Below are 20733 nucleotides of genomic sequence, written 5' to 3'. Positions count from 1 at the left end.
CGTCGGAATAGGGTCGACCCATGGCACGACGAGGTTCATACGCGAAAGGCGTCGCCCGGCGCGAGGAGATCCTCGAGAGCGCGCTCGACGTGATCGGGCGCAAGGGCTACCAGAACGCCTCCCTCAAGCAGATCGCCGAGGGCGTGGGTGTCACACCGGCGGCCCTGCTGCACTACTTCGGCAGCAAGGAGGAGCTCTTCACCGAGGTACTCCGCACCCGCGACGAGCGCGACGAGCGGTCTCCGCATCTCGGCGACTCCGTGGGCACGGCTGACGCCAAGGCCGCCTTCATCGAGGTGATCCGCCACAACACCGAGGTGCCGGGCGTCGTCGAGCTGTTCTCACGCCTCGCCGTCGATGCCGTGGATCCGGCGCACCCGGCGCATGAGTACTTCCTCGCCCGGCGCGAGCGCCTGCGTCATGCCATCACCGAGGCGTTCGTCGACGACGAGGGTCGCGCCGCCCTCGACCCCGACACGATGTCGAGGGTGATCCAGGCGGTGGCCGACGGCCTGCAGCTGCAGTGGATGATCGATCGGAGCGTCGACATGCCCGGAATCATCGGGGCGCTCATGGACGTGCTCCACCCGCCCGCTGAGAGCCGCTGACAGCGGCGCGGACGACGAAGCCGCTCCCCCGAGAGATCGGAGGAGCGGCTTCGTGGAACGCTCGGAGGCGGCTCAGCGCACGTTGCCGTTGGAGCAGGTCTGCTGAGCGGCCGAGTTGCCCTTGATCGAGTCGGGCAGCGCCACGACGTTGTCCGGTGTCGCCGCCGGATCGGGCGTCGCCTCGGTGCCCGGGGTCGTCGGCTCGGTCGCGGTGCCGGGAACCGGCTCCGTCACGACCACCCCGTCGTTCTCGCTGTTCTCGTGCGTCACCTGCAGCTGCGCGTTCGCGTTGATCGCGTCCCACATCGTCTGGGCCGCGGACTTGTTCGCGACGACCTTGTTGGGGTTGTCGGGATCCGTCTGGGTCGGGAACTGCAGGAAGACGATGTCCTCGAACGGCACCGACTTGACCGCGAGCGCGATCTGCACGATCTTGATCGGCTCCGCGAGCGAGGTGCTGGCCTCGACGTTGCTGAGGCCGACGTTCGCGAGCTTCAGCATCGTCGGGACGTTGCCGAGCGTCTCGCCGCTGATCATCTTGCGCACCAGGCTCGACATGTACTGCTGCTGGTTGCCGATGCGGCCGAGGTCGCTGCCGTCACCGACGCCGTGCCGCGTACGCAGGAACTGCAGCGCCTCCAGGCCCTGGATCGTGTGTGTGCCGGCCGCCATGTCGAGGCCGGTGTACCTGTCCTTGATGGGCGTCGCGAGGCAGACGTCGACTCCGCCGATGGCGTTCGTGATCTCGATGACGCCGCCGAAGGTGACGGATGCCGCGAACTGGATGTCCTGCCCGGTGAGCTGCGTGATGGTCTTCGCGACGCAGTTGAGGCCGCCGTCCGTGTAGGCGGTGTTCAGCGACTGCTTGCTCATCGCCGAGTGGACCTCGCCCTCGGCGTCCTCGCACTCCGGGATCGGGAGCATGAGGTCGCGGGGGAAGCTCACGACGGTGATGCGTCGCGGCTCCTCGGAGACGTGCACGAGCAGGTTGACGTCGTTGAGAGTGCCCTCCGAGTCGGGGCCGCTGCAGCGGTCGCCGAAGTAGGCGGCGTAGGCCTCCTCGCACGTGTCGACGCCGGTGAGGAGGAGGTTGAATCCGCCTTCGTACTCGCTGATGTCCGGGGGAAGGTCCTTGGTGTCGTCGAGCTCGACGGCGTTCGCCGTCACGGTGCTCGACAGGTCGTAGACCACGTATGCCGCGACGCCCATGCCGCTCACGAGGACGACGGCGAGGCCGATCGCGATGAACTTCAGAAGCTGGCTGACAGGGCCGGGCGTGCGCAGCTGGCCATGTCGCGCGATGGTGCGACGGCGTCGGGTGCTCTGACTCACTCGGGGCCTTTCGGTTCAGCGTGCGGTGCAGGCACCGTGCTCAGGAAGCGGAGGGTGTGGGATTCGAACCCACGAGACATCTCTGCCCACTGGTTTTCAAGACCAGCTCCATCGGCCGCTCGGACAACCCTCCCGACAGACGAATCTGCCGACAAGCCGTGAGTCTAGCCGAGTTCTATTCTCCCGCGCTGACCTGGGCAGGGGCTGGAAGGGAGTTCAGCGCGACGGCGAGTCCGCCGTCGACGACATCGCCCGTCACCTCGCCCGCGGCGGCCTTGACCTCGTCGGGGGCCTGACCCATCGCCACGGCGCGTCCGTCGAGCCCGAGGGCCCAGCCGAACATGCCGAGGTCGTTGCGTCCGTCGCCGGCCACGAGCACCTGACCGCGGCCGAAGCCCAGCTCCGTGCGCACCCGCTCGAGGGCCGTGCCCTTGTCGACGCCCTGAGGAGCGATGTCGAGCCATGCCGTCCAGCCGATCGCGTACGACACCTCGTTGAGTCCGGCGTCGGACACCAGCCGGTGGAAGTCGTCCTCATCATGCCCGGGCGACACGACGACGACACGCGAGACGGGTTCGGCGACGAGCTCCTCGAAGCCCACCTGCCGGCCACCGTCGAGCGTCCAGTCGTCGAGGTGCTCGGTGTAGAGGCGCTTGCCGTCGCCGAGCTCGACCATGTACCGGGCATCCGGCAGCCGCTCGCGCAGCAGGGCCAGCACGGGCGAGGGGTCGAAGGTCTCGATGTGCCACCGCTCCCACTCGTCGCCGACCCGCCGCATCGTGACCGCGCCGTTCGAGCACACGACGAACTGCGGCGTGAGGCCGAGCTCGTCGACATAGCGGTGGGTGGCCATCCAACTGCGACCGGTCGCGATCGTGACCTCGTGGCCGGCATCCCGCAGTCGCGCGACAGCCTCGGGGACGCCGGGACTCATGGTCTCGTCCTGCAGCAGGATCGTGCCGTCGACGTCGAGTCCGACGAGCCAGTGCGCCGTCACGCCTCGGGCTCCAGCACTTCGAGTCCACCCAGATACGGGCGCAGCACCTCGGGCACCCGCACGGATCCGTCCGCCTGCTGATGCGTCTCCAGCAGGGCGACGATCCAGCGGGTGGTCGCGAGCGTCCCGTTCAGCGTGGCGACGTGCCGCGTCTTCGCCGTCTGCCCGTCTTCGACCTCCGGGCGGTGCCGGATGTCGAGCCGACGGGCCTGGTACGTGGTGCAGTTCGAGGTCGAGGTGAGCTCGCGGAACGCGCCCTGGGTCGGCACCCAGGCCTCGATGTCGTACTTGCGGGCGGCGCTCGATCCGAGGTCCCCGGCGGCGACGTCGATCACGCGGTAGGCGAGGCCGAGCGCCGTCAGCATCTCCTCCTGCAGGGCGATGAGGCGCAGGTGCTCGGCCTCGGCGTCCTCGGGCGTCGTGTAGACGAACATCTCCAGCTTGTTGAACTGGTGCACGCGGATGATCCCGCGAGTGTCCTTGCCGTGCGAGCCCGCCTCACGCCGGTAGCACGTCGACCAGCCGGCGTAACGCAGCGCGCCCTTGCCCAGGTCGAGGATCTCGTCCTTGTGGTAGCCCGCCAGCGCGACCTCGCTGGTGCCGACGAGATAGAGGTCGTCGTCCTTGTCGAGGTGGTAGACCTCGTCGGCGTGCTCGCCGAGGAACCCGGTGCCCTGCATGATCTCCGGCCGCACGAGGGTGGGCGTGATCAGCGGAATGAAGCCGTTCTGCAGGGCCTTGTCGAGCGCCAGGTTCATGAGGGCGATCTCGAGGCGCGCGCCGATGCCGCGGAGGAAGTAGAAGCGCGCACCCGACACCTTGGCGCCGCGCTCCATGTCGATCGCGCCGAGGATCTCGCCGAGCTCGAGGTGATCACGGGGCTCGAAGTCGAAGGCGGGCACCTCGCCGACCCGGCGGAGCTCCACGAAGTCGGCCTCGCCACCGGCGGGGACACCGTCGATGACGACGTTCTCGATGCGGGCGAGTGCCGCGGCGAGGGCGTCAGCCGCCTCGTTCGCCGTCTGCTGGGCCTGCTTGACGCGCTCCGCGAGGTCCTTGACCTGCGCGACGAGCGCCGCCTTCTCCTCCTTGGGGGCCTTCGCGACCTGCTTGCCGAACGCGTTCTGCTCAGCCCGCAGCTCTTCGAAGGCCGCGAGCGCCGCGCGACGCGATCGGTCTGCCTCGAGCGCGGTGTCGACGGTGCCCTGGTCGTTGCCTCGGGCGGCCTGAGAACGGCGGACGATCTCCGGATTCTCGCGGAGGAGTGCAAGCTCGATCATCCACCAAGTCTATGGTGCGTGCCGGGCGCGTCCGCCCCGCCGGAGAGGCGTCGGCAGGGCGGTCCGGCACCGCGAGCAGGGCGGTCGGATGCCGCGGCTAGAGTAGCGCCATGACCTCCAGCGCCCCGCCGAGAAGACAGGCGGCGCTCATCTACAACCCGATCAAGGTCGACGAGAGGCATCTCCGCGCCCGGGTCCGCGAGCTGTCGCAGGAGGCGGGGTGGGAGCATCCGGCCTTCTACCCGACGACGCTGGCGGATGCCGGGCAGGGGGCGACCGCCCTCGCGCTGAACCGCGGCGTCGCCGTCGTGCTCGTCGCCGGCGGCGACGGCACTGTGCGGGCCGTCTCGGAGGCGATCGCGAACACCGGCGTCCCGCTCGCGATCCTGCCCAGCGGCACCGGCAACCTCCTGGCCCGCAACCTCGGGCTCCCGATGGGCTCCCCCGACGACATGATCCGCGCCGCGCTGGGCGACTTCCGCGTCGCGATCGACATCGGCTGGGCGCGCCTCACGCGCGTGAGCGGCGAGCACGAGGAACACGCGTACGTCGTCCTCGCGGGCATGGGACTGGATGCCGACATGATCGCCAACACCCGGCCCGACCTCAAGAGGTCCGTCGGCTGGATCGCCTACGTCGACGGGGCCGCGAGGTCGCTCGTCACGGCTGAGCCGTTCCGTGCGGTGTTCCAGGTCGACGACGGCCGCCTGCACACCACGAAGGTGTACAGCATCCTCTTCGCGAACTGCGGCCTGCTGCCCGCAGGCATCGCGCTCATCCCCGATGCCTCCATCACGGATGCCACACTCGACCTCGCTGTGATCCAGCCCACCGGAATGCTGGGGTGGCTCGGGGTCTGGCGCAAAATCTGGTGGGACAACTCGGTGCTGCGTCGCTCACGCGCCGGCCGACGAGTGCTCGAGCGGCGCGGCAAGGACGCATCCGTTCACTACTTCCGCGGATCCGCCGCCGAAGCCGCGGCGACGAAGCCGACCCCGATCGAGCTCGACGGCGACGAGTTCGGCGTCGCCGTGCGCATCACCTGCCGCGTGGACCCGAGTGCGCTCCTGCTGGCGCTGCCGGCCGGCCACCCGGTCTCGGCACTCTGACCGGCAGCGCAGCTGTCCTCAGCCGCGTACCTGTCCTCAGCCGCGCACCTGGACGGTGCCCTCGAGGCCGCCGCCCACCAGGGTGAGGGTGAAGCCGTCGTCCTCCACCTCGTCGTCGCCGAAGGACAGGATCGTGGCGCGCGGCGCCATGTCCATCGTGCACGCCTGGTTCTCGTCGGTCACGAACGTCGCCGTGCCCGTGTTCCCCGATCCCTCGAGCGTGTCGACCACGGGCGGGCATCCGGAAGAACCCCACGTGAGGAGCACGAGGGAGCCATCGTCGAGCCACCCCGCCGACGGGAGGTACTCGGTGGGCGAGCCCGGGGCGCCCATGAGCGACGCATCGCCGTCGATCTCGACGTCGTCGACCATGTCGCCGTACGTCACCTGCAGCGTGATCTCCTTCGTCGGATCGACGCCTTCCGGCAGCGCTCCGACGCTCGCCCGCGGGGCGAGGTCGGTGGTGCAGGCCTTCTCGGTCTCGCCTCCGGCGTCGACGTCCATCAGGGTCACCGAGACCGTCTGCCCCTCGGCCGTGACGGTGTCCACCTGCGGGATGCAGGTGGAGGACCCGAACGTGACGACCGCGAACATGCGGCCGTCGTCGAGCAGCGTGCCCTCGAGGTCGTCGGAGTCGTCCGAGCTCTGCCCCGGCCCGCTCGACGGGAGCGAGGTGGAGCTGGGCGAGGTGGCACCGGGGCCGATCGTGCAGCCCGCGATCAGGAGGACGGCACCCAGGGCGGAGAGGGCGGCGACGGCGCGCGTGGAGGAGATCATGCACACAGGGTACCGGCCCCCTTCGAGAGCGGTCACCCCCTTGCGCGCGTGGGCCGCGATGCTGTCACTGCAGTGCGGAGGTGAGCCGCGCGAGGTTGTCGAGCACGGTCGAGCGCAGCGGCTGCTGCATCCACTCCTCCAGCGTCAGCTCGCGGCTGAGCGAGCGGTACTCGTCTTCGACGACGCGCATCTCGGCGACGAACTCCTCGCCGCGCACGAGCATCGACACCTCGAGGTTGAGGCCGAACGACCGCATGTCCATGTTGCTCGACCCGATCACCGCCACCTGATCGTCAATCGTCAGGCTCTTCGTGTGCAGGATGTACGGCTTGCGATACATCCAGATGCGCACACCGGCCTTCAGCAGGGCCTCGTAGTAGCTGCGCTGCGCGTGATAGACCATCGCCTGATCTCCTTCTTCGGAGACGAAGAGCTCGACGGCGACCCCACGATCGACGGCCGCGGTCACGGCCAGCAGCAGCGCCTCGTCGGGGACGAAGTACGGGCTGACGATCATGATCCTCTCCTTGGCCGCGTACAGCAGGCCGAGGAAGAGCCTCAGGTTGTTCTCGACCTCGAACCCGGGACCGGAGGGAACGACCTGGCAGTCCAGATCTCCGGAACCGGCTTGGGCATGGGAGATGTCGATCTCCTGCAGCACTTCGTCGGTCTCGCTGTACCAGTCGCTGAGGAAGATGGCGTTGATGCTCAGCACAACGGGGCCGTCGATGCGGACCATGAGATCGACCCAGTGCAGCCCGCGCTTGATGTTCTTCGGCAGGTTGTAGGTCGAGTCGGTGACGTTCTGCGATCCGAGGAAGGCGACCTTGCCGTCGATGACCACGAGCTTGCGGTGGTTGCGGAGGTCGGGTCGCTGCATCCGGCCCTTGAAGGGCTGCACCGGGAGCATGAGATGCCAGTCCGCCCCCATCGCGTTCAGGCGCTTGATGGTCTTGCGGTAGCGGGGCTTCCACCGGTTCGCCCAGTGGTCGAGCAGCACGCGTACGTGCACGCCGCGCTCGGCGACCTCCTCCATGGCGCGGAAGAAGTTGTCGGTCGCGGCGTCGGACTGCAGGATGTAGAACTCGATGTGGACGTAGTCGCGGGCCTTGCGGATCTCGTCGGCCATGGCGTCGAGCGAGTCCTGGTACCGCGCGATGAGGTGCGCGCCGTTGTCACCGGAGATCGGCAGAGCCCCGAGGCGGTGGTTCATCTCCACGAGCGGCGGGAACCAGCTGGGGGCGTCGGGGCGGAGCGTGCCGAAGTGCAGGTGCTCGCTGGTCTCGGCGATGTACTCGTTGATCTGGTCCTGCTTGCGGCGCCGCGCCCGCGGCAGACGCGGGTTGCCGATCATGATGAAGAGGAAGACCCCGATGAACGGGATGAAGAACACGGCGAGCAGCCAGGCCATCGCCGCGGTGGGGCGTCGGTTGCGCGGGATCACGATGATCGCGGTGATGCGGATCGTGAGGTCCAGCACGAGGAGGAAGGCGGTGATCCACCAGCCCCAGCTCTCCGCCGTCATCGTTCCCTCTCCGGCAGGCGCCGCGATCGTCCGAGGATCGCGACCACCCCGGTGTCTTGGCTAACAGTAGCCGATGGCGCCGACAGCGCTCAGGAACGAGGGGGCAGGCCCCGGGCGGCGCGTTCCTCGGCCTCGATGCGCGCGTGCACCTTGCGTTCGGTGCGGTCGAAGCGGAGGATCCCGCGGAGCACGAAGAAGAACACGACGCTCACGCCGATGGTCGGAAGGATCGACCATGCCGCCGCGAGCCAGAAGTTCTCCATGACTCCATGGTACGCCCCGCACCTGCCCTCCACATTCGCGCGCGGCGGGTGATCGCGCCCCACGAGCTGTGGAGTCGAGGCGAAGACGACGCCCGGTCGCCCACACTCTCGGCATGACAACTGTGCTCCGAGCCTCCGGTTCCGCCGACTTCCTTCGCATCGTCCCCTCCCTCGCGGGATTCACCCCCTCCGAGAGCGTCGTGCTGCTGCCGTTCCACGGCTCGCGCACATGCGGCGCGATGCGCCTCGACCTCCCCGACGACGCGGTCGAGCTGGAGGAGTACGCCGATGCCGCCGTCGGGCTCGTCGCCCGGGTCGACGGCACGGATGCGGTGGCGGTGATCGTCTATACCGACACCGAGAGCGAGTCCACTCGCGACGGTCTCGTCGTGCCGTACGCGGTGGCGGTCGACGAGCTTCTCGGACGCGCGGTCGACACGGGCCTGCGAATCGTCGACGCGCTCTGCGTCACCCCCTCGGGGTGGCTGAGCTACCTGGACGACGAGCCCGAGCTGAGCGAACTGCTGATCGAGGCGCCGGCCGTTCCCGGCATCGGCGACGTCACCGGCGATCAACGAGCGGGAACCGCACTGCCGCACGCCGATCTCGCCGAGAAGGAGCGTGTCGGTCGGTCACTGCTCGAGCTCGATCGACTCCTTGCCCGCGGGCGGCGCGGAGCGGTGTCGGAGAGGGAGAACCCGCAAGCCATCGCCGCACTCGTGCTGCTGGAAGACATCCCCGCGTTCTTCGAGTCCGTGCTCGAAGCACCCGACGATCTTCCTCCGTTCGCCACAGCCGCGCTGCTGTGGTGCCTCGGCCGGCCGATGTTCCGCGACGTCGCACTGACGCAATGGGCGACGGATCTCGCCGGCGGCGTGCGCACGCTCGACGCGCAGCTGGCGTTCTCGGCGAGCCGCATCGGCGTGCCGGACGACATCGGCGACGTGTTCGTCGGCCGCGGACCCGCACCCGACCCCTCGCGGCTGCGTCTCGCACTCGACGTCGTCCGCACGGCTGCGGCGCGCGCTCCGATAGCCTCCCGTCCGGCGCCGCTGACCGCCGCCGCATGGCTGTCGTGGGCGCTCGGGCGCTCGAGTCACGCGGGCCACTACCTCGAACTCGTCGCCGAAGTGGATCCCGACTACGGGCTCGCGACGCTGCTCGGTGCCATGATCAACAGCGCGGTGCTGCCGGAGTGGGCGTTCCGGCGCGGAGCAGCGTCGGCCACCGCCTCGTGAACGCCCGCCGACGGCCGACGCACGGCTACTTGACGAGAGGGAAGAGGATCGTCTCGCGGATCCCCAGCCCCGTGATCGCCATGAGGAGTCGATCGATGCCCATGCCCATGCCCCCGGACGGCGGCATGCCGTGCTCGAGTGCACGAAGGAACTCCTCGTCCACGGGCATGGCCTCGACGTCACCGCGGGCGGCGAGCTTCGCCTGCTCGACGAAGCGCTCGCGCTGGATGACGGGATCGACGAGCTCCGAGTATCCGGTCGCCAGCTCGAAGCCGCGGATGTACAGATCCCACTTCTCGACGACGCCCTCGATCGAGCGGTGCTCCCGCACGAGCGGCGAGGTGTCCACGGGGAAGTCCATGACGAAGGTCGGACGCACGAGGTCGCCCTTCACGAAGTGCTCCCACAGCTCCTCGACGAGCTTGCCGTGAGTGGCCTGCGGAGGCAGGTCGACGCCGTTCGCCTCAGCGAAGGCGATGAGGTCCTCCACGGAGTCGCCAGGGGTCACCGTCCGACCGGACGCCGCCGACAGCGACTCGTACATCGAGATGCGATCCCACTCGCCGCCCAGATCGTACTCGGTGCCGTCGGCCCAGGTGACGGTGGTCGAGCCCGAGACGGCGATCGCGGCCTGCTGCACGAGCTCCTGCGTGAGAGCGGCCATCTGGTTGTAGTCGCCATAGGCCTGGTACGCCTCGAGCATCGCGAACTCGGGGCTGTGCGTGGAATCGGCGCCTTCATTGCGGAAGTTGCGGTTGATCTCGAAGACCCGCTCGATGCCGCCGACGACCGCACGCTTCAGGTAGAGCTCCGGCGCGATGCGCAGGTAGAGCTCGGTGTCGAAGGCATTCGAGTGCGTCACGAAAGGACGAGCCGACGCGCCGCCGTGCTGCACCTGCAGCATCGGCGTCTCGACCTCGAGGTAGTCGTGGCTGCCGAACGTGGCGCGCAGGCTGGCGTTGACGGCGGCCCTGGCGCGGACCGTGGCCCTGGCCTGCTCCCGCACGATCAGGTCGAGGTAGCGGCTGCGGACTCGACCCTCCTCGCTGAGCTCCGAGTAGGCGTTGGGCAGCGGGAGGATCGCCTTGGCGGCGATCGCCCATCCGTCGGCCATGATCGAGAGCTCGCCGCGACGGCTCGAGATGACCTCGCCGTGGACGAAGACGTGGTCGCCGAGGTCGACGTACTCCTTCCAGTCGGCGAGCGACTCGTCGCCGACGTTCGCGAGCGAGATCATCGCCTGGATGCGAGACCCGTCGCCGGCCTGCAGCGTGGCGAAGCACAGCTTGCCGGTGTTGCGGCTGAAGACGACGCGACCGGCGACCCCGACCACGACGCCGGTCTCGGCCCCGGCCTCGAGCTCGCCGTACTCCGCGCGCAGCGCCGGGATCGTGTGCGTCACGGGCACACCGACGGGGAACGCGCCGCCCCCGGCATCGGCCCGCTTCGCGATCAGCCGCTCGCGCTTCGCGAGACGCACGGCCTTCTGCTCGTGGACGTCTTCTTCGGTGGCGGCGGTGGTCGGCTCGGGCGCGGCAGACGCGTCAGTCATTCGGGGCTCCTTGAAAGTCCCGTCCAGTTTACCGAGGTCGTGTCCCGCTTCCTGCTGCCGGACTCTCGATAGCCTCGACGCATGGCAGCCACTCGTCTCGCCCCCGCCCTCCTCGCTCTCGCGCTCACGGCCGGAGCCGTGCTGGTGCCGGCCTCCACGGCGACCGCGGCCGCACCTCTCGCCGACGTCGACGACTTCTCTTATGCGGAATGGGACGCGAGCTTCGAGGTCGGGCTCGACGACGACGGGCGGGCCCACCTGCACGTCACCGAGTCGCTCACCGCGCGGTTCCCCGATCACGACCAGAACAAGGGGATCGTCCGCGGCCTCCCCACGAGCTACGAGAACGCCTGGCTCGAGGTGCGCGTGCTGTCGGTCACCGACGAGGAGGGCGCCGAGGTGCCGTTCGAGACCGACGAGGACGACGGCCTGCTCTACGTCCTCACCGGCGACGACGACTACGTGCAGGGCCTCACCACCTATGTGATCGAGTACGAGATGCGTGACGTCGTGCTCGCTGCGGACACCGGCGTCGACGAGTTCTACTGGGACCTCCTCCCGCTCGACAGCTCGCAGGCGATCGAGAGCTTCCGCGCCGACATCCTCCTCGACGACGCACTGACCGAGGATCTCACGGGGAACGCCCGCTGCTACCTCGGCTACTCGGGAGAGACCGACGAGTGCCCGATCAGCGAGGACGGATCCGTGTTCAGCGTCGAGGCGCAGGACCTCTCTCCGGGGCAGGGCGTCACCGTGGCGATCGGCTTCGAGCCGGGTACGGTGACGCAGCCGGCGGCCCGCCGACCGGATCCCGTGACCGACACCGTGCCCGCGATCGCCGCACTCGGTGCTGTCGGCGTCGCCGCCGGCGGATGGTTCGCCGTCTCACGCTTCAAGCGATCGCGCCGCACCGCGACCGGGATCATCGTCGCCCAGTACGACGTGCCGGATTCGCTGCCGCCGCTGCTCGCCGCCGCGATCGTCCCCGGTGCGAAGGATGCCATCCCCGCCGAGATCGTGCACCTCGCCGTCCGGGGAGCTCTGCGCATCGAGGAGGGGGCGGACATCGAACAGCCCCGCCTCCGCCGGGTCCCCGGCGCGCGGATCCCCGACGAGCTCGACGCGAGTGCACTCGATGCGCTGTTCACCGACGCAGATGCCGAGGGCGTCGCAGAACTCCCCTCCGAGAGCGAGGATTTCGCCACCCGCATGAAGGCGCTCGCGCAGAGCGGCACCGACGCGGCGGTATCCCGCGGCCTGACGACGAAGGCTCGCAGCCGGGCGGCCGTGATCCTGCAGTGGTGCGCGATCGCGATCGTCCTCGCCGGATTCGGTCTCGCCCTGTGGGGGATCATCGCCGGCCGCGTCACGGCACTGCCGGCGTTCGTGGCGATCTCCGTCGGCACCTTCCTCGTGCTCCTCTCCTGCTTCTACACGCTCGCCACGCACACCGTTCTCACACCGGAGGGCGCACGCACGCTCGAGTACCTCCTGGGCGTGAAGGAGTTCATCCGGGTGGCGGAGGCGGACCGCCTGCAGATGCTCCAGTCGTACTCCGGGGCAGAGAGGCGGCAGGACGGCAGCGCGAACGTGATCGTCGTCTACGAACGTCTGCTCCCCTACGCCATGCTGTTCGGCATGGAGGACGAATGGGGCGCCGTGCTCGAGCACGTGTACGCGTTCGAGCAGCGCGGCGCATCGTGGATCGGCGATCCGAGCAGCCCGTTCGTCCGGACCCAGCTGGTGGCGTTCGCCGCGACGTCGCACGCTGCAGCCACCTACTCCGCCCCGAGCGCGAGCACATCGTCGAGCGGAGGCGGCTCGTTCGGCGGAGGCTTCTCAGGCGGCGGCGGAGGCGGCGGCTTCTCGGGAGGGCGCTGAGACGACGCGGTCTCGGGAACACTGCCGGAGCGGAGCGGCGCGGCGTCAGATCAGCGGCGACGGGTCAGACGCGTCACGGAGGGCGCTCTCGACCGCCGACTGCACGAGCGCCGACAGGTATCCGCCCGCGTTCTCGACCCCGATGCTGCTGAGCCGCGCGGTCGACTGCGCGATGATCGAGCGGGAGAACTCGGTCGCGGTGTGGATCGCGTCGGCGTACGCAGGACGATCGTCTTCGGCGATGACCACCGGCTCGCATCCCATCTCCACGGCGAGAGCCTGGGCGATCGGGAGCACGGCCGCCGGGGCGGTCACGGCCGCGTAGCTCGCCTGCAGCTGCCGCAGGTCGATGGTCGTGCCGGTGAAGGCGATGGCCGGGTGCACGGCGAGCGGGATGGCGCCGCGTTCGGCCGCAGGCCGCAACACCTCGATGCCGTGGCCGGGGTCGGTGTGGAGCACCAACTGCCCGATTTGCCAACCGCCCACCTCGGCGATGCCGGTGATCAACGACGCGAGCTGATCGTGCGGGACGGCCACGACCACGAGCTCGCTGCGGCGCACCACGTCGAGGGCATCCAAGACGGGCACGTCTGGGAGGACGGCCGACGCCCGGTCATCGTCGGACCCACTCGTGATGCCCGTGATCGCGTGACCCGCTCCCGCGAGGGCGGCACCGACGACCGGACCGACCCGACCGGCGCCGATGATGCCGACGCCGAGACGCCCGTCCCGGCGGGAGCGCTCACTCACCGGACGGCGCCCGGGGAGGGACCGGCGGCGCGACGTACGGCGGCGGCACAGCGGGGGCGCCTGACACGGGCGGCGCAGGCGGCGCCGGCGGCACCGGCGGCTGGACCGAGGGGGCCACGTACGGCGGCGGCGTGTGCGGCGCATCGAACGCCGGCGGCGCCGGCGGCTCGACAGGCGGCGCCACGTACGGCGGCGGCGTACGAGGCGCGTCGGCGGCCGGGGGCGCGGAGACCGTGCCCTGATCCGCCGACGGATAGCCGCCCGGCACCTCCTCGCCGGCAGCATCCGTCACGTATTCGCCCCAGCGGTGCGTGTGATCCCGCTCTGCGGCCGCCGCAGCTGCGGAGCTCACGCCGTCGAGCAGGAACAGCGCGTCGTCGCGCTCGAGACCCGACAGGTACCCGGTGATGACTCCCTGCACCGAGTGCACCTGGGCGCCGGAGACGCGCTGAGCGCGGTCGATCGGTCCCTGCGACAGCGAGAGACCCTGCAGGCGTGCGAGTGGGAAGATCGCGAGCTTGCGCCACACGATGCCGCGGCGCAGCAGCACGCCGAATTCCGTCACCGCGAATCCATGCCGCTTCCACGACAGCGGGCGCCGCCACCACGCCCGACGGGGCATGGTGCGGTACGGGTCGCCCTCGACCGGGCCGAGGATGCCGTGCTCCCACACCAGCGGGATGTCGGCGACCGGCGCGTCGGGGAGGATCAGCGCGAGGACACGTTCGACGTCGGCGCGCTTGCCGACCGGGAGCACGATGTTGAACTGCTGGGCGGTGCCGGACTGCTGCTGCGCCGCGCTCTTGCCGCTCATCCGGTTGATCTTGATGGTCCACCAGCCGAACGGACGCCAGAGCAGCGACTGGGTCACCTCCACCGCGAATATGCGCCCCGGGGGCAGCGTCTCCGTGACGGTCGTGAGCAGCCCGTAGGTGATGCGCACGCCGTCGGGGGTCGGGGCGATCGAGTACCGCAGCGACTTGGAGATCTGCGCCCAGGTGATTCCGACGACGGCGATGACCATCGGGATGCCGATGCCGAGACCTATCCCCAGACCGATCAGGCTGCCGACCGGCTCGCCGTCGATCAGGGCGCCGATCGAGATGCCGCCGATCGCGACGAGGAAGATCACGCCGAAGAAGACGATCCAGAGCACGCTCGAGATCAATTGGGACCCGACCAGTCGTCCGGTCGGGATCTTGACGACGCTCTCGGGGGCCACGTCGGCGAGGTCGACGCCGGTGATGAGGTCGTTGACCCCCGCGTTGACAGACCCGACGAGCTGCGCCCGCGCGGACGCGGGGGCACTGGGGTCGGCCTCGCCCGCACCCGTGCGACGGGATGCCGGCCCGACGCCGCCCTGCCGAGCTGCGCGCGCTCCGGAGGCGAGACGCAGGATGTCGGTGCGCACCGATTCGGCGCGGCCGGTGGCGAGGTACTCCAGCTCGACGTTCGAGTCGGTTCCGGCGCCGACCACCTCGAGCTTCGCGAGACCGATGATGCGCGCGGGGAACGGCCGAGTGAGGTTGACGCCCTGCACGCGGTCGAGCGGCGCTCTGCGGTGCGAGCGGAAGATGATGCCCTTTCGCACCTCGACGTGGTCGCCCGTGATGCGGAACTGCTGGAACCGCCAGACGAACCAGAAGATGCCGACGAGCACCACGACCAGCCCGAGCACGCTGAGGAGCACGACGATGATGAGGTTGTTCTCGAACACCCAGTCGACCGGGTCGCCGCCGGAGTAGTCCCCATAGTGGGCCTCGGGCGAGAAGAGGTCGACGGCCCATGCGATCAGGCGGTCGCGGAGGTTGGCGATCGCGATGCCCGCGATGATGATGAGCGCGAGCCCGCCCTTGAAGAGCGGGGTGAGCGGATGCATCCGATGCCACTCGCCGTCTGCCAGCGTCGTCGACTCCGCCTTCCGCGACTCCGGTGCGTCGGCGGGCGCAGGCAGTCCCTGCTCGCTCACAGGCCGGTCCGGCGGGTCTCGGCCACCTCGATGAGCGTGTCGCGCAGTGCCTCGGCGGCGCTCTGCGTGAGACCGGGGATCTGCACACCCGTGGTCGCCGCAGCGGTCACCATCTTGAGCTGGGCGACGCCGAACCCGCGGTCCAGCGGCCCCTGGGAGATGTCCACCAGCTGCATGCGCCCGTAGGGCACGGCGATGATCCGCTGCCACAGGATTCCCTTGCGGAAGACGATGTCGTCGGCGCGCAGCATGTATCCGATCGCCTTCGCCTGACGCGGCAGGATGGCCAGGGTGATCAGCGTGATGAGCACGATCACGCCCGCCGGGATCCAGGCCCAGGTCTGGTGCAGGACCAGCGCGAGCACGGCGGCGACCGCGAGCACGAACGCCACGAAGATCAGGTTCTGCACGATCTGCGACACCACGTAGCGCGGCGAGATCTGGTGCCAGGCTCCGTCGAGCTCGAGCCGGGACTCGCTGCGCACGGTGCGCAGCTGCGAGTAGGTGCCCTGGTCGAGGGCATCGAGGTCAGTGACCTCCGCCGAATTCAGCGGGGCCGGGGTCCCCGGTTCGATCTCTGGGTTCTGAGTCATCAGGATCCTTCGGCAGTGTGCAGAACTGTTCGGCGATGAGCGCGGCGATCACGAGGACGACCGCACTGCCGATCAGGGCCAGCATCGCCACAGTCGACCCTACCGGGGGATCGATCGGCCTGGACAGGAGGAACGCGAACAGCCCTGCGCCCAACCCCGCCATGATCGCACCGACCAGTGACGAGGCCCGAGCCAGGGTCACCGCTCGCGTGGCGCGGAAGGGGTCGATGCGGATGCCGCTGCGCACGCTGGTCCGCACCGGCCAGGCGACGCCGAGGGAGGCTGCCGCGATGAGCAGCAGCAGCACCGGCAGCAGCAGGGAGGGGGTGAAGGTCGTGCGCCCCATGGTCGTGAGCACGTGGTCGAGCAGGAAGCCCCCGCCGGCCGCGAACACCGCGAGGACGATCAGCAGACCGACGGAGGTGCGCTTCATCTCTCGTCCCCGGAATCCCCGGAGTGCAGCTCGGCCACGAGATCCGCGACCCTGCCGCGACCAGGGAGCATCGCATCCGCGTCGAGGTCGAGCCACGGCTCGAGGACGAAGAGCCGCTCGGCGGCGCGCGGATGAGGCAGCTGCAGCCGCTCGTCGTCGGAGGCCTCGTCGCCGTAGGCGATCAGGTCGAGGTCGAGCGTGCGGTCTCCCCACCGCTCGTGTCGCACGCGCCCGTACTCGTCCTCGATCGCGTGCAGCATCCCGAGGAGGATCGACGGCGCGAGCTTCGTGGTCACCAGGGCGACGGCGTTGACGTATCCCGGGGCTTCGGGGTCGGGGCCGTCGACGCGCAGCGCGACCGTCTCGAACAGCGAGGAGAGACGGACATCGCTCACCAGCGGCAACCGCGCGATGCGCTCGGCGGCAGCGCGGATGGTTTCTTCCCGGTCGCCGAGGTTGGCTCCGAACGCCACCACCGCGACCGCGTCGGGGCGCCGTTCTCGCGGACCGGGCAGGTTCGGGGGGTTGGTCAGATTGCGACTCATCACTGCACCTCCGTCTGCGATCTGCCGCGGTTCACCGTGATCGCGACGTCTGAGAAGGTGAGCGCGATCGGGGCATGCGGCTTGTGCACCGTGACCAGGACCGAGTGCACCCGTGGGTCGTCGAGAGCCACGTCGGCGATGCGCTGTGCGAGGGTCTCGATGAGGTTCACCGGTTCGCCGGACACGACGGCCGCCACTCTCTCGGCGAGCTCGCCGTAGTGCACGGTGTCGACGACGTCGTCCGACTCCGCCGCGACGCGCAGCGGCATGCGAAGCCGAAGATCGATCGTGAAGTCCTGCCCGTTCTCACGCTCGTGGTCGTAGACCCCGTGCCGACCGAAGACCGTCAGCCCGGTGAGGACGATCTCGTCCATGTCATCCATGCTCTACCCCTCCCAGGCGTGCGCGATGGCGAGGGCGTCACGCGTCGCGGCGACGTCGTGCACCCGCACCGCCCAGACTCCCATGCGCACGGCGAGCGCGCTGGTGACGGCGGTCGCGAGATCGCGGCGCTCCTCCGAGATCTCCGCGTCCGCGTCCGCACCGTTCGTGTCCTGGGCGCGTCGCAGGGTCTCGGCGAGGAACCGCTTGCGCGATGTCCCGATGAGCACGCGGGGGCCGAGATTCACGATCTCGTCGAGGCCGCGCAGGACATCCCAGTTCTGCGATCCCGCCTTCGCGAACCCGATGCCGGGGTCGACGATCAGGCGGGACGGGGCGATGCCGGATGCCGCGGCACGGCCGACGCGCTCCTGCAGCTCCCCCGCCACCTCTCGGGCGGTGCGCCGGTACTCCGCGTGCGCGTACATGTCGTCGGAGAAGCCGCGCCAGTGCCCGATCGCGTAGTCGGCACCGGATCCGGCCACCGCCGCGAGCATGTCGGGATCGGCGAGCCCTCCGGAGACGTCGTTGACGATCCGCGCGCCGGCGCGCACCGCGGCGATCGCGGTCGACGCGTTGAACGTGTCGATGCTGACCGGAGCGCCGGCGGCGACGAGTCGCTCGATCACCGGAAGCACGCGCTGCTGTTCGACATCCGGGCCGACGCGCTCCGCGCCCGGTCGGGTCGATTCGCCCCCGATGTCGAGCACGGTGGCGCCGTCATCCCGCAGCCGCAGGCCGTGCGCGACGGCGCGGTCGACGTCGAGATACCGCCCACCGTCGCTGAACGAGTCGGGGGTGACGTTGACGATTCCCCAGATCCCCGTCATCAGTGGGTGAATCCCGAGCCTGCGGACGAGCCGATCAGCGTGATGAGCTCGGCGCGCGCGACGGCGTCCGTGTACTCGCCTCGCGCAGCGATCGTCAGGGTCGACGCCTCGGGCTGGCGCCCGCCGCGCATGGTCACGCAACCGTGGCTCGCGTCGAGCACGACGAGGACGCCGCGGGTGTCGAGGTGCTCCGCGATCGTGTCGGCGATCTGCTCGCCGAGGCGCTCCTGCACCTGAGGGCGCGTGGCGAGCGTCTCGACCACACGCACGAGTGCGCCCAGCCCGACGACCTGCTCACCCGGGAGATACGCGATGTGCGCGCGCCCAGCGAACGGCAGGAGGTGATGCTCGCAGACCGATCGGAAGCGGATGTCGCGGAGCAGCACCGCACCGGACGGCAGCGTGTCAGGCGCCGGGCCTCGCGAGACGCTGATCGTGTGCGCGAGAGGTGCCGCGGGATCCTCCCCCACCCCGGCGAAGAACTCCGAGTACAGGTCGGCCATGCGCGAGGGGGTCTGCTTCAGCCCCGGACGGTCGGGATCCTCCCCGATCGCCTCGAGGAGTTCCCGCGTGAGCCGCTCGACGCGTGCGCGGTCGACGGTCACGGGTCACGCCGTCGCTGGTCGAGCCTGACCGGCACCCGCCGATCCCGGCTGGGTGCGCGGGGCGACCGCCGGGGCCTCGACCGACGCTGCGACGGGCACGACCTTCTTCGGCACCTCGATCGGCGGCACCTCGGAGACCGGGCGGTCCTCGCTCGAGAGCCAGAGCGGACGCTCGGGCAGCTTCTTGATCTCGGTGAAGATCTCGGCGATCTGGTTGTGGTCGAGGGTCTCCTCTTCGAGGAGCGCCAGCGCGAGCCGGTCGAGGATGTCGCGGTTGGCGCTGATCACCTCGTACGCCTCGTTGTGGGCCTGCTCGATGAGCGCGCGCACCTCGGCATCCACTCGCTCGGCGACCTTCTCGGAGTACTCGCGGCCACGGCCCATGTCGCGGGCCACGAACACGTCGCCGCCTTCGCTGCCGAGCTTGACCGGTCCGACCTGCGTCGTCATGCCGTACTCGATGACCATCTTGCGGGCGATCGAGGTCGCCTTCTCGATGTCGTTCGAGGCGCCCGTGGTCGGGTCGTGGAAGACGATCTCCTCGGCGACGCGGCCGCCCATCGCGTAGGTCAGCTGATCCTGCAGCTCGTTGCGGGTGACGGAGTACTTGTCGTCGAGCGGCAGCACCATCGTGTAGCCGAGAGCCTTGCCGCGCGGCAGGATCGTGATCTTCGTGACCGGGTCGGTGTAGTTCATCGCGGCCGCGGCGAGCGCGTGGCCGCCCTCGTGGTAGGCGGTGATGAGCTTCTCGCGGTCCTTCATGACGCGGGTGCGACGCTGCGGGCCGGCGATCACGCGATCGATGGCCTCGTCGAGCGCCCGGTTGTCAACCAGCTGCGCGTTCGAACGGGCGGTCAGCAGAGCGGCCTCGTTGAGCACGTTGGCGAGGTCGGCACCCGTGAAGCCGGGCGTCTTGCGGGCGACGACCTCGAGGTCGACGCTCTTGGCCAGCGGCTTGCCCTTGCTGTGCACCTCGAGGATCTTCTGGCGGCCCCTGAGGTCGGGGGCGTCGACGCCGATCTGACGGTCGAAGCGGCCGGGGCGCAGCAGCGCGGGGTCGAGGATGTCGGGGCGGTTCGTCGCCGCGATCACGATGACGTTGGCGTTCGGGTCGAAGCCGTCCATCTCGACGAGCATCTGGTTGAGCGTCTGCTCACGCTCGTCGTTTCCGCCGCCCATACCGGCACCGCGGTGACGGCCGACGGCATCGATCTCGTCGATGAAGATGATCGCCGGGGCGTTCTCCTTCGCCTGGTTGAACAGGTCGCGCACGCGAGAGGCGCCGACGCCGACGAACATCTCGACGAAGTCGGATCCCGAGATCGAGTAGAAGGGAGCGCCGGCCTCGCCCGCGACCGCGCGGGCGAGCAGGGTCTTGCCCGTTCCGGGAGGGCCGTACAGGAGCACGCCCTTCGGGATGCGGGCGCCGATGGCCTGGAACTTCGCGGGATCCTGCAGGAACTCCTTGATCTCGTGGAGCTCCTCGATCGCCTCGTCGGCACCGGCGACGTCGGCGAAGGTGACCGTCGGGGTCTCCTTGTTCACGAGCTTCGCCTTGGACTTGCCGAACTGCATGACCTTGCTGCCGCCGCCCTGCATCGACGACAGCAGCCACCAGAAGAGCAGGCCGAGCAGGACGAGCGGGAGGAGGAGGGAGAGGATGCCGTCGAACCAGGTCGCACGCGGCACGGCGTCGTTGAAGCCGTCCTTGAGGTCGGCGGCGTTGATCGCCTTCACGACCTCCTCGGCGCGAGCATCGACGTAGTAGAACTGGACGTTCTCGGAGCCTTCGAAGGCCTTGGAGAGCGTCATGTCCACGCGCTGGTCGCCGTCCGTGTTCACGACCTCGGTCACGGTCTTGCCCGAGAGCAGCTCGAGACCCTCCTGGGTCGTGATCTGCTTCGGAGCGCCGAGGTTCGAGATCAGGAGGAAGCCGCCGAACAGCAGCAGACCGATCAGAGCGACGTAGATCAGCGGATTCCGCGTGAGCTTCTTGACATCCATGGTCGGATCAGCGTATCGCGGGAGCGCTAGGTGCCTGCTGTGCGTTCACCCACGGCGTACC

20 protein-coding genes and 1 tRNA gene are annotated in these 20733 nt (G+C 69.5%); 4 read left to right on the top strand and 17 right to left on the bottom strand.

Annotation, left to right across the window (positions count from 1 at the left end):
• Positions 1-20 precede the first annotated feature (20 nt).
• Positions 21-608: a TetR/AcrR family transcriptional regulator gene (locus BN2660_RS08200; protein ID WP_091229982.1), complete on the top strand. Its 588-nt coding sequence runs from the start codon at positions 21-23 to the stop codon at positions 606-608.
• A 72-nt stretch (positions 609-680) separates the two neighbouring features.
• Here the strand turns inward: BN2660_RS08200 and BN2660_RS08195 are convergent, their stop codons facing one another.
• The 4 genes from BN2660_RS08195 to serS form a co-directional block, all read right to left on the bottom strand.
• Positions 681-1940, bottom strand: coding sequence for an LCP family protein (locus BN2660_RS08195; protein WP_091229979.1), 1260 nt, complete (start codon positions 1938-1940; stop codon positions 681-683).
• A gap of 48 nt (positions 1941-1988) precedes the next feature.
• A tRNA-Ser gene (locus tag BN2660_RS08190) sits at positions 1989-2073 on the bottom strand.
• Between the two features lie 42 nt (positions 2074-2115).
• Complete coding sequence (locus tag BN2660_RS08185) at positions 2116-2937, bottom strand: HAD family hydrolase (protein ID WP_091229977.1); 822 nt, start codon at positions 2935-2937, stop codon at positions 2116-2118.
• Positions 2934-4217, bottom strand: a complete 1284-nt coding sequence (gene serS, locus BN2660_RS08180; RefSeq protein ID WP_091229975.1) for a serine--tRNA ligase — start codon at positions 4215-4217, stop codon at positions 2934-2936. The genes BN2660_RS08185 and serS overlap by 4 nt, the downstream gene beginning before the upstream one ends.
• 110 nt (positions 4218-4327) lie before the next feature.
• Between serS and BN2660_RS08175 the strand changes: the two genes are divergently transcribed.
• Positions 4328-5326 carry a diacylglycerol/lipid kinase family protein gene (locus BN2660_RS08175; protein WP_091229971.1) on the top strand — a complete coding sequence of 333 codons (999 nt, stop codon included), beginning with the start codon at positions 4328-4330 and terminating at the stop codon, positions 5324-5326.
• Positions 5327-5362: 36 nt separating this feature from the next.
• Here BN2660_RS08175 and BN2660_RS08170 read toward each other — a convergent pair whose 3' ends face one another.
• The 3 genes from BN2660_RS08170 to BN2660_RS16605 form a co-directional block, all read right to left on the bottom strand.
• Entirely contained in the window at positions 5363-6103 is a 741-nt protein-coding gene (locus tag BN2660_RS08170) for a hypothetical protein (protein WP_091229968.1), read from the bottom strand.
• A 64-nt stretch (positions 6104-6167) separates the two neighbouring features.
• Positions 6168-7628, bottom strand: a complete 1461-nt coding sequence (gene cls / locus BN2660_RS08165; RefSeq protein WP_091229965.1) for a cardiolipin synthase — start codon at positions 7626-7628, stop codon at positions 6168-6170.
• A gap of 89 nt (positions 7629-7717) precedes the next feature.
• On the bottom strand, positions 7718-7891 hold the full coding sequence (locus tag BN2660_RS16605; RefSeq protein WP_176697141.1) for a hypothetical protein: 174 nt from the start codon (positions 7889-7891) through the stop codon (positions 7718-7720).
• A 113-nt stretch (positions 7892-8004) separates the two neighbouring features.
• Here BN2660_RS16605 and BN2660_RS08160 point away from each other — a divergent pair, with 113 nt between their 5' ends.
• The gene (locus tag BN2660_RS08160; RefSeq protein WP_091229962.1) at positions 8005-9129 is read left to right on the top strand and encodes a DUF4192 family protein; all 1125 of its coding nucleotides are present in this window, start codon (positions 8005-8007) and stop codon (positions 9127-9129) included.
• Positions 9130-9154: 25 nt separating this feature from the next.
• Here the strand turns inward: BN2660_RS08160 and lysS are convergent, their stop codons facing one another.
• Entirely contained in the window at positions 9155-10681 is a 1527-nt protein-coding gene (lysS, locus tag BN2660_RS08155; protein ID WP_091229957.1) for a lysine--tRNA ligase, read from the bottom strand.
• Positions 10682-10762: 81 nt separating this feature from the next.
• Between lysS and BN2660_RS08150 the strand changes: the two genes are divergently transcribed.
• Positions 10763-12562: a DUF2207 domain-containing protein gene (locus BN2660_RS08150; RefSeq protein ID WP_091229955.1), complete on the top strand. Its 1800-nt coding sequence runs from the start codon at positions 10763-10765 to the stop codon at positions 12560-12562.
• A 45-nt stretch (positions 12563-12607) separates the two neighbouring features.
• Here BN2660_RS08150 and BN2660_RS08145 read toward each other — a convergent pair whose 3' ends face one another.
• The 9 genes from BN2660_RS08145 to ftsH are packed head-to-tail and all read right to left on the bottom strand — an operon-like array spanning position 12608 to position 20672.
• Positions 12608-13312: a DUF2520 domain-containing protein gene (locus BN2660_RS08145; protein ID WP_255305087.1), complete on the bottom strand. Its 705-nt coding sequence runs from the start codon at positions 13310-13312 to the stop codon at positions 12608-12610.
• On the bottom strand, positions 13305-15281 hold the full coding sequence (locus tag BN2660_RS08140) for a PH domain-containing protein (protein WP_304364068.1): 1977 nt from the start codon (positions 15279-15281) through the stop codon (positions 13305-13307). The genes BN2660_RS08145 and BN2660_RS08140 overlap by 8 nt, the downstream gene beginning before the upstream one ends.
• Positions 15278-15874 (bottom strand): PH domain-containing protein, encoded by a 597-nt coding sequence (locus BN2660_RS08135; RefSeq protein WP_091229952.1) that lies wholly within the window; start codon positions 15872-15874, stop codon positions 15278-15280. The genes BN2660_RS08140 and BN2660_RS08135 overlap by 4 nt, the downstream gene beginning before the upstream one ends.
• Positions 15810-16307, bottom strand: a complete 498-nt coding sequence (locus BN2660_RS08130; protein ID WP_091229949.1) for a DUF3180 domain-containing protein — start codon at positions 16305-16307, stop codon at positions 15810-15812. The genes BN2660_RS08135 and BN2660_RS08130 overlap by 65 nt, the downstream gene beginning before the upstream one ends.
• A complete protein-coding gene (gene folK / locus BN2660_RS08125; protein WP_091229945.1) occupies positions 16304-16852 on the bottom strand; it encodes a 2-amino-4-hydroxy-6-hydroxymethyldihydropteridine diphosphokinase in 549 nt (182 codons plus the stop codon). The genes BN2660_RS08130 and folK overlap by 4 nt, the downstream gene beginning before the upstream one ends.
• Complete coding sequence (gene folB, locus BN2660_RS08120; protein ID WP_091229942.1) at positions 16852-17235, bottom strand: dihydroneopterin aldolase; 384 nt, start codon at positions 17233-17235, stop codon at positions 16852-16854. Before folB ends, folK begins: the two co-directional genes overlap by 1 nt.
• A gap of 3 nt (positions 17236-17238) precedes the next feature.
• A complete protein-coding gene (gene folP, locus BN2660_RS08115) occupies positions 17239-18063 on the bottom strand; it encodes a dihydropteroate synthase (protein WP_091229939.1) in 825 nt (274 codons plus the stop codon).
• Complete coding sequence (gene folE / locus BN2660_RS08110) at positions 18063-18668, bottom strand: GTP cyclohydrolase I (protein ID WP_091229935.1); 606 nt, start codon at positions 18666-18668, stop codon at positions 18063-18065. The genes folP and folE overlap by 1 nt, the downstream gene beginning before the upstream one ends.
• A gap of 3 nt (positions 18669-18671) precedes the next feature.
• Entirely contained in the window at positions 18672-20672 is a 2001-nt protein-coding gene (gene ftsH / locus BN2660_RS08105) for an ATP-dependent zinc metalloprotease FtsH (RefSeq protein ID WP_091229933.1), read from the bottom strand.
• Between the last annotated feature and the right edge of the window lie 61 nt (positions 20673-20733).

This window comes from Microbacterium sp. 3J1 (genome assembly GCF_001049495.1).
GTDB lineage: Bacteria > Actinomycetota > Actinomycetes > Actinomycetales > Microbacteriaceae > Microbacterium.
Note: the sequence above shows the minus strand (reverse complement) of the source record. Positions and strands in the feature narration are given on the sequence as shown.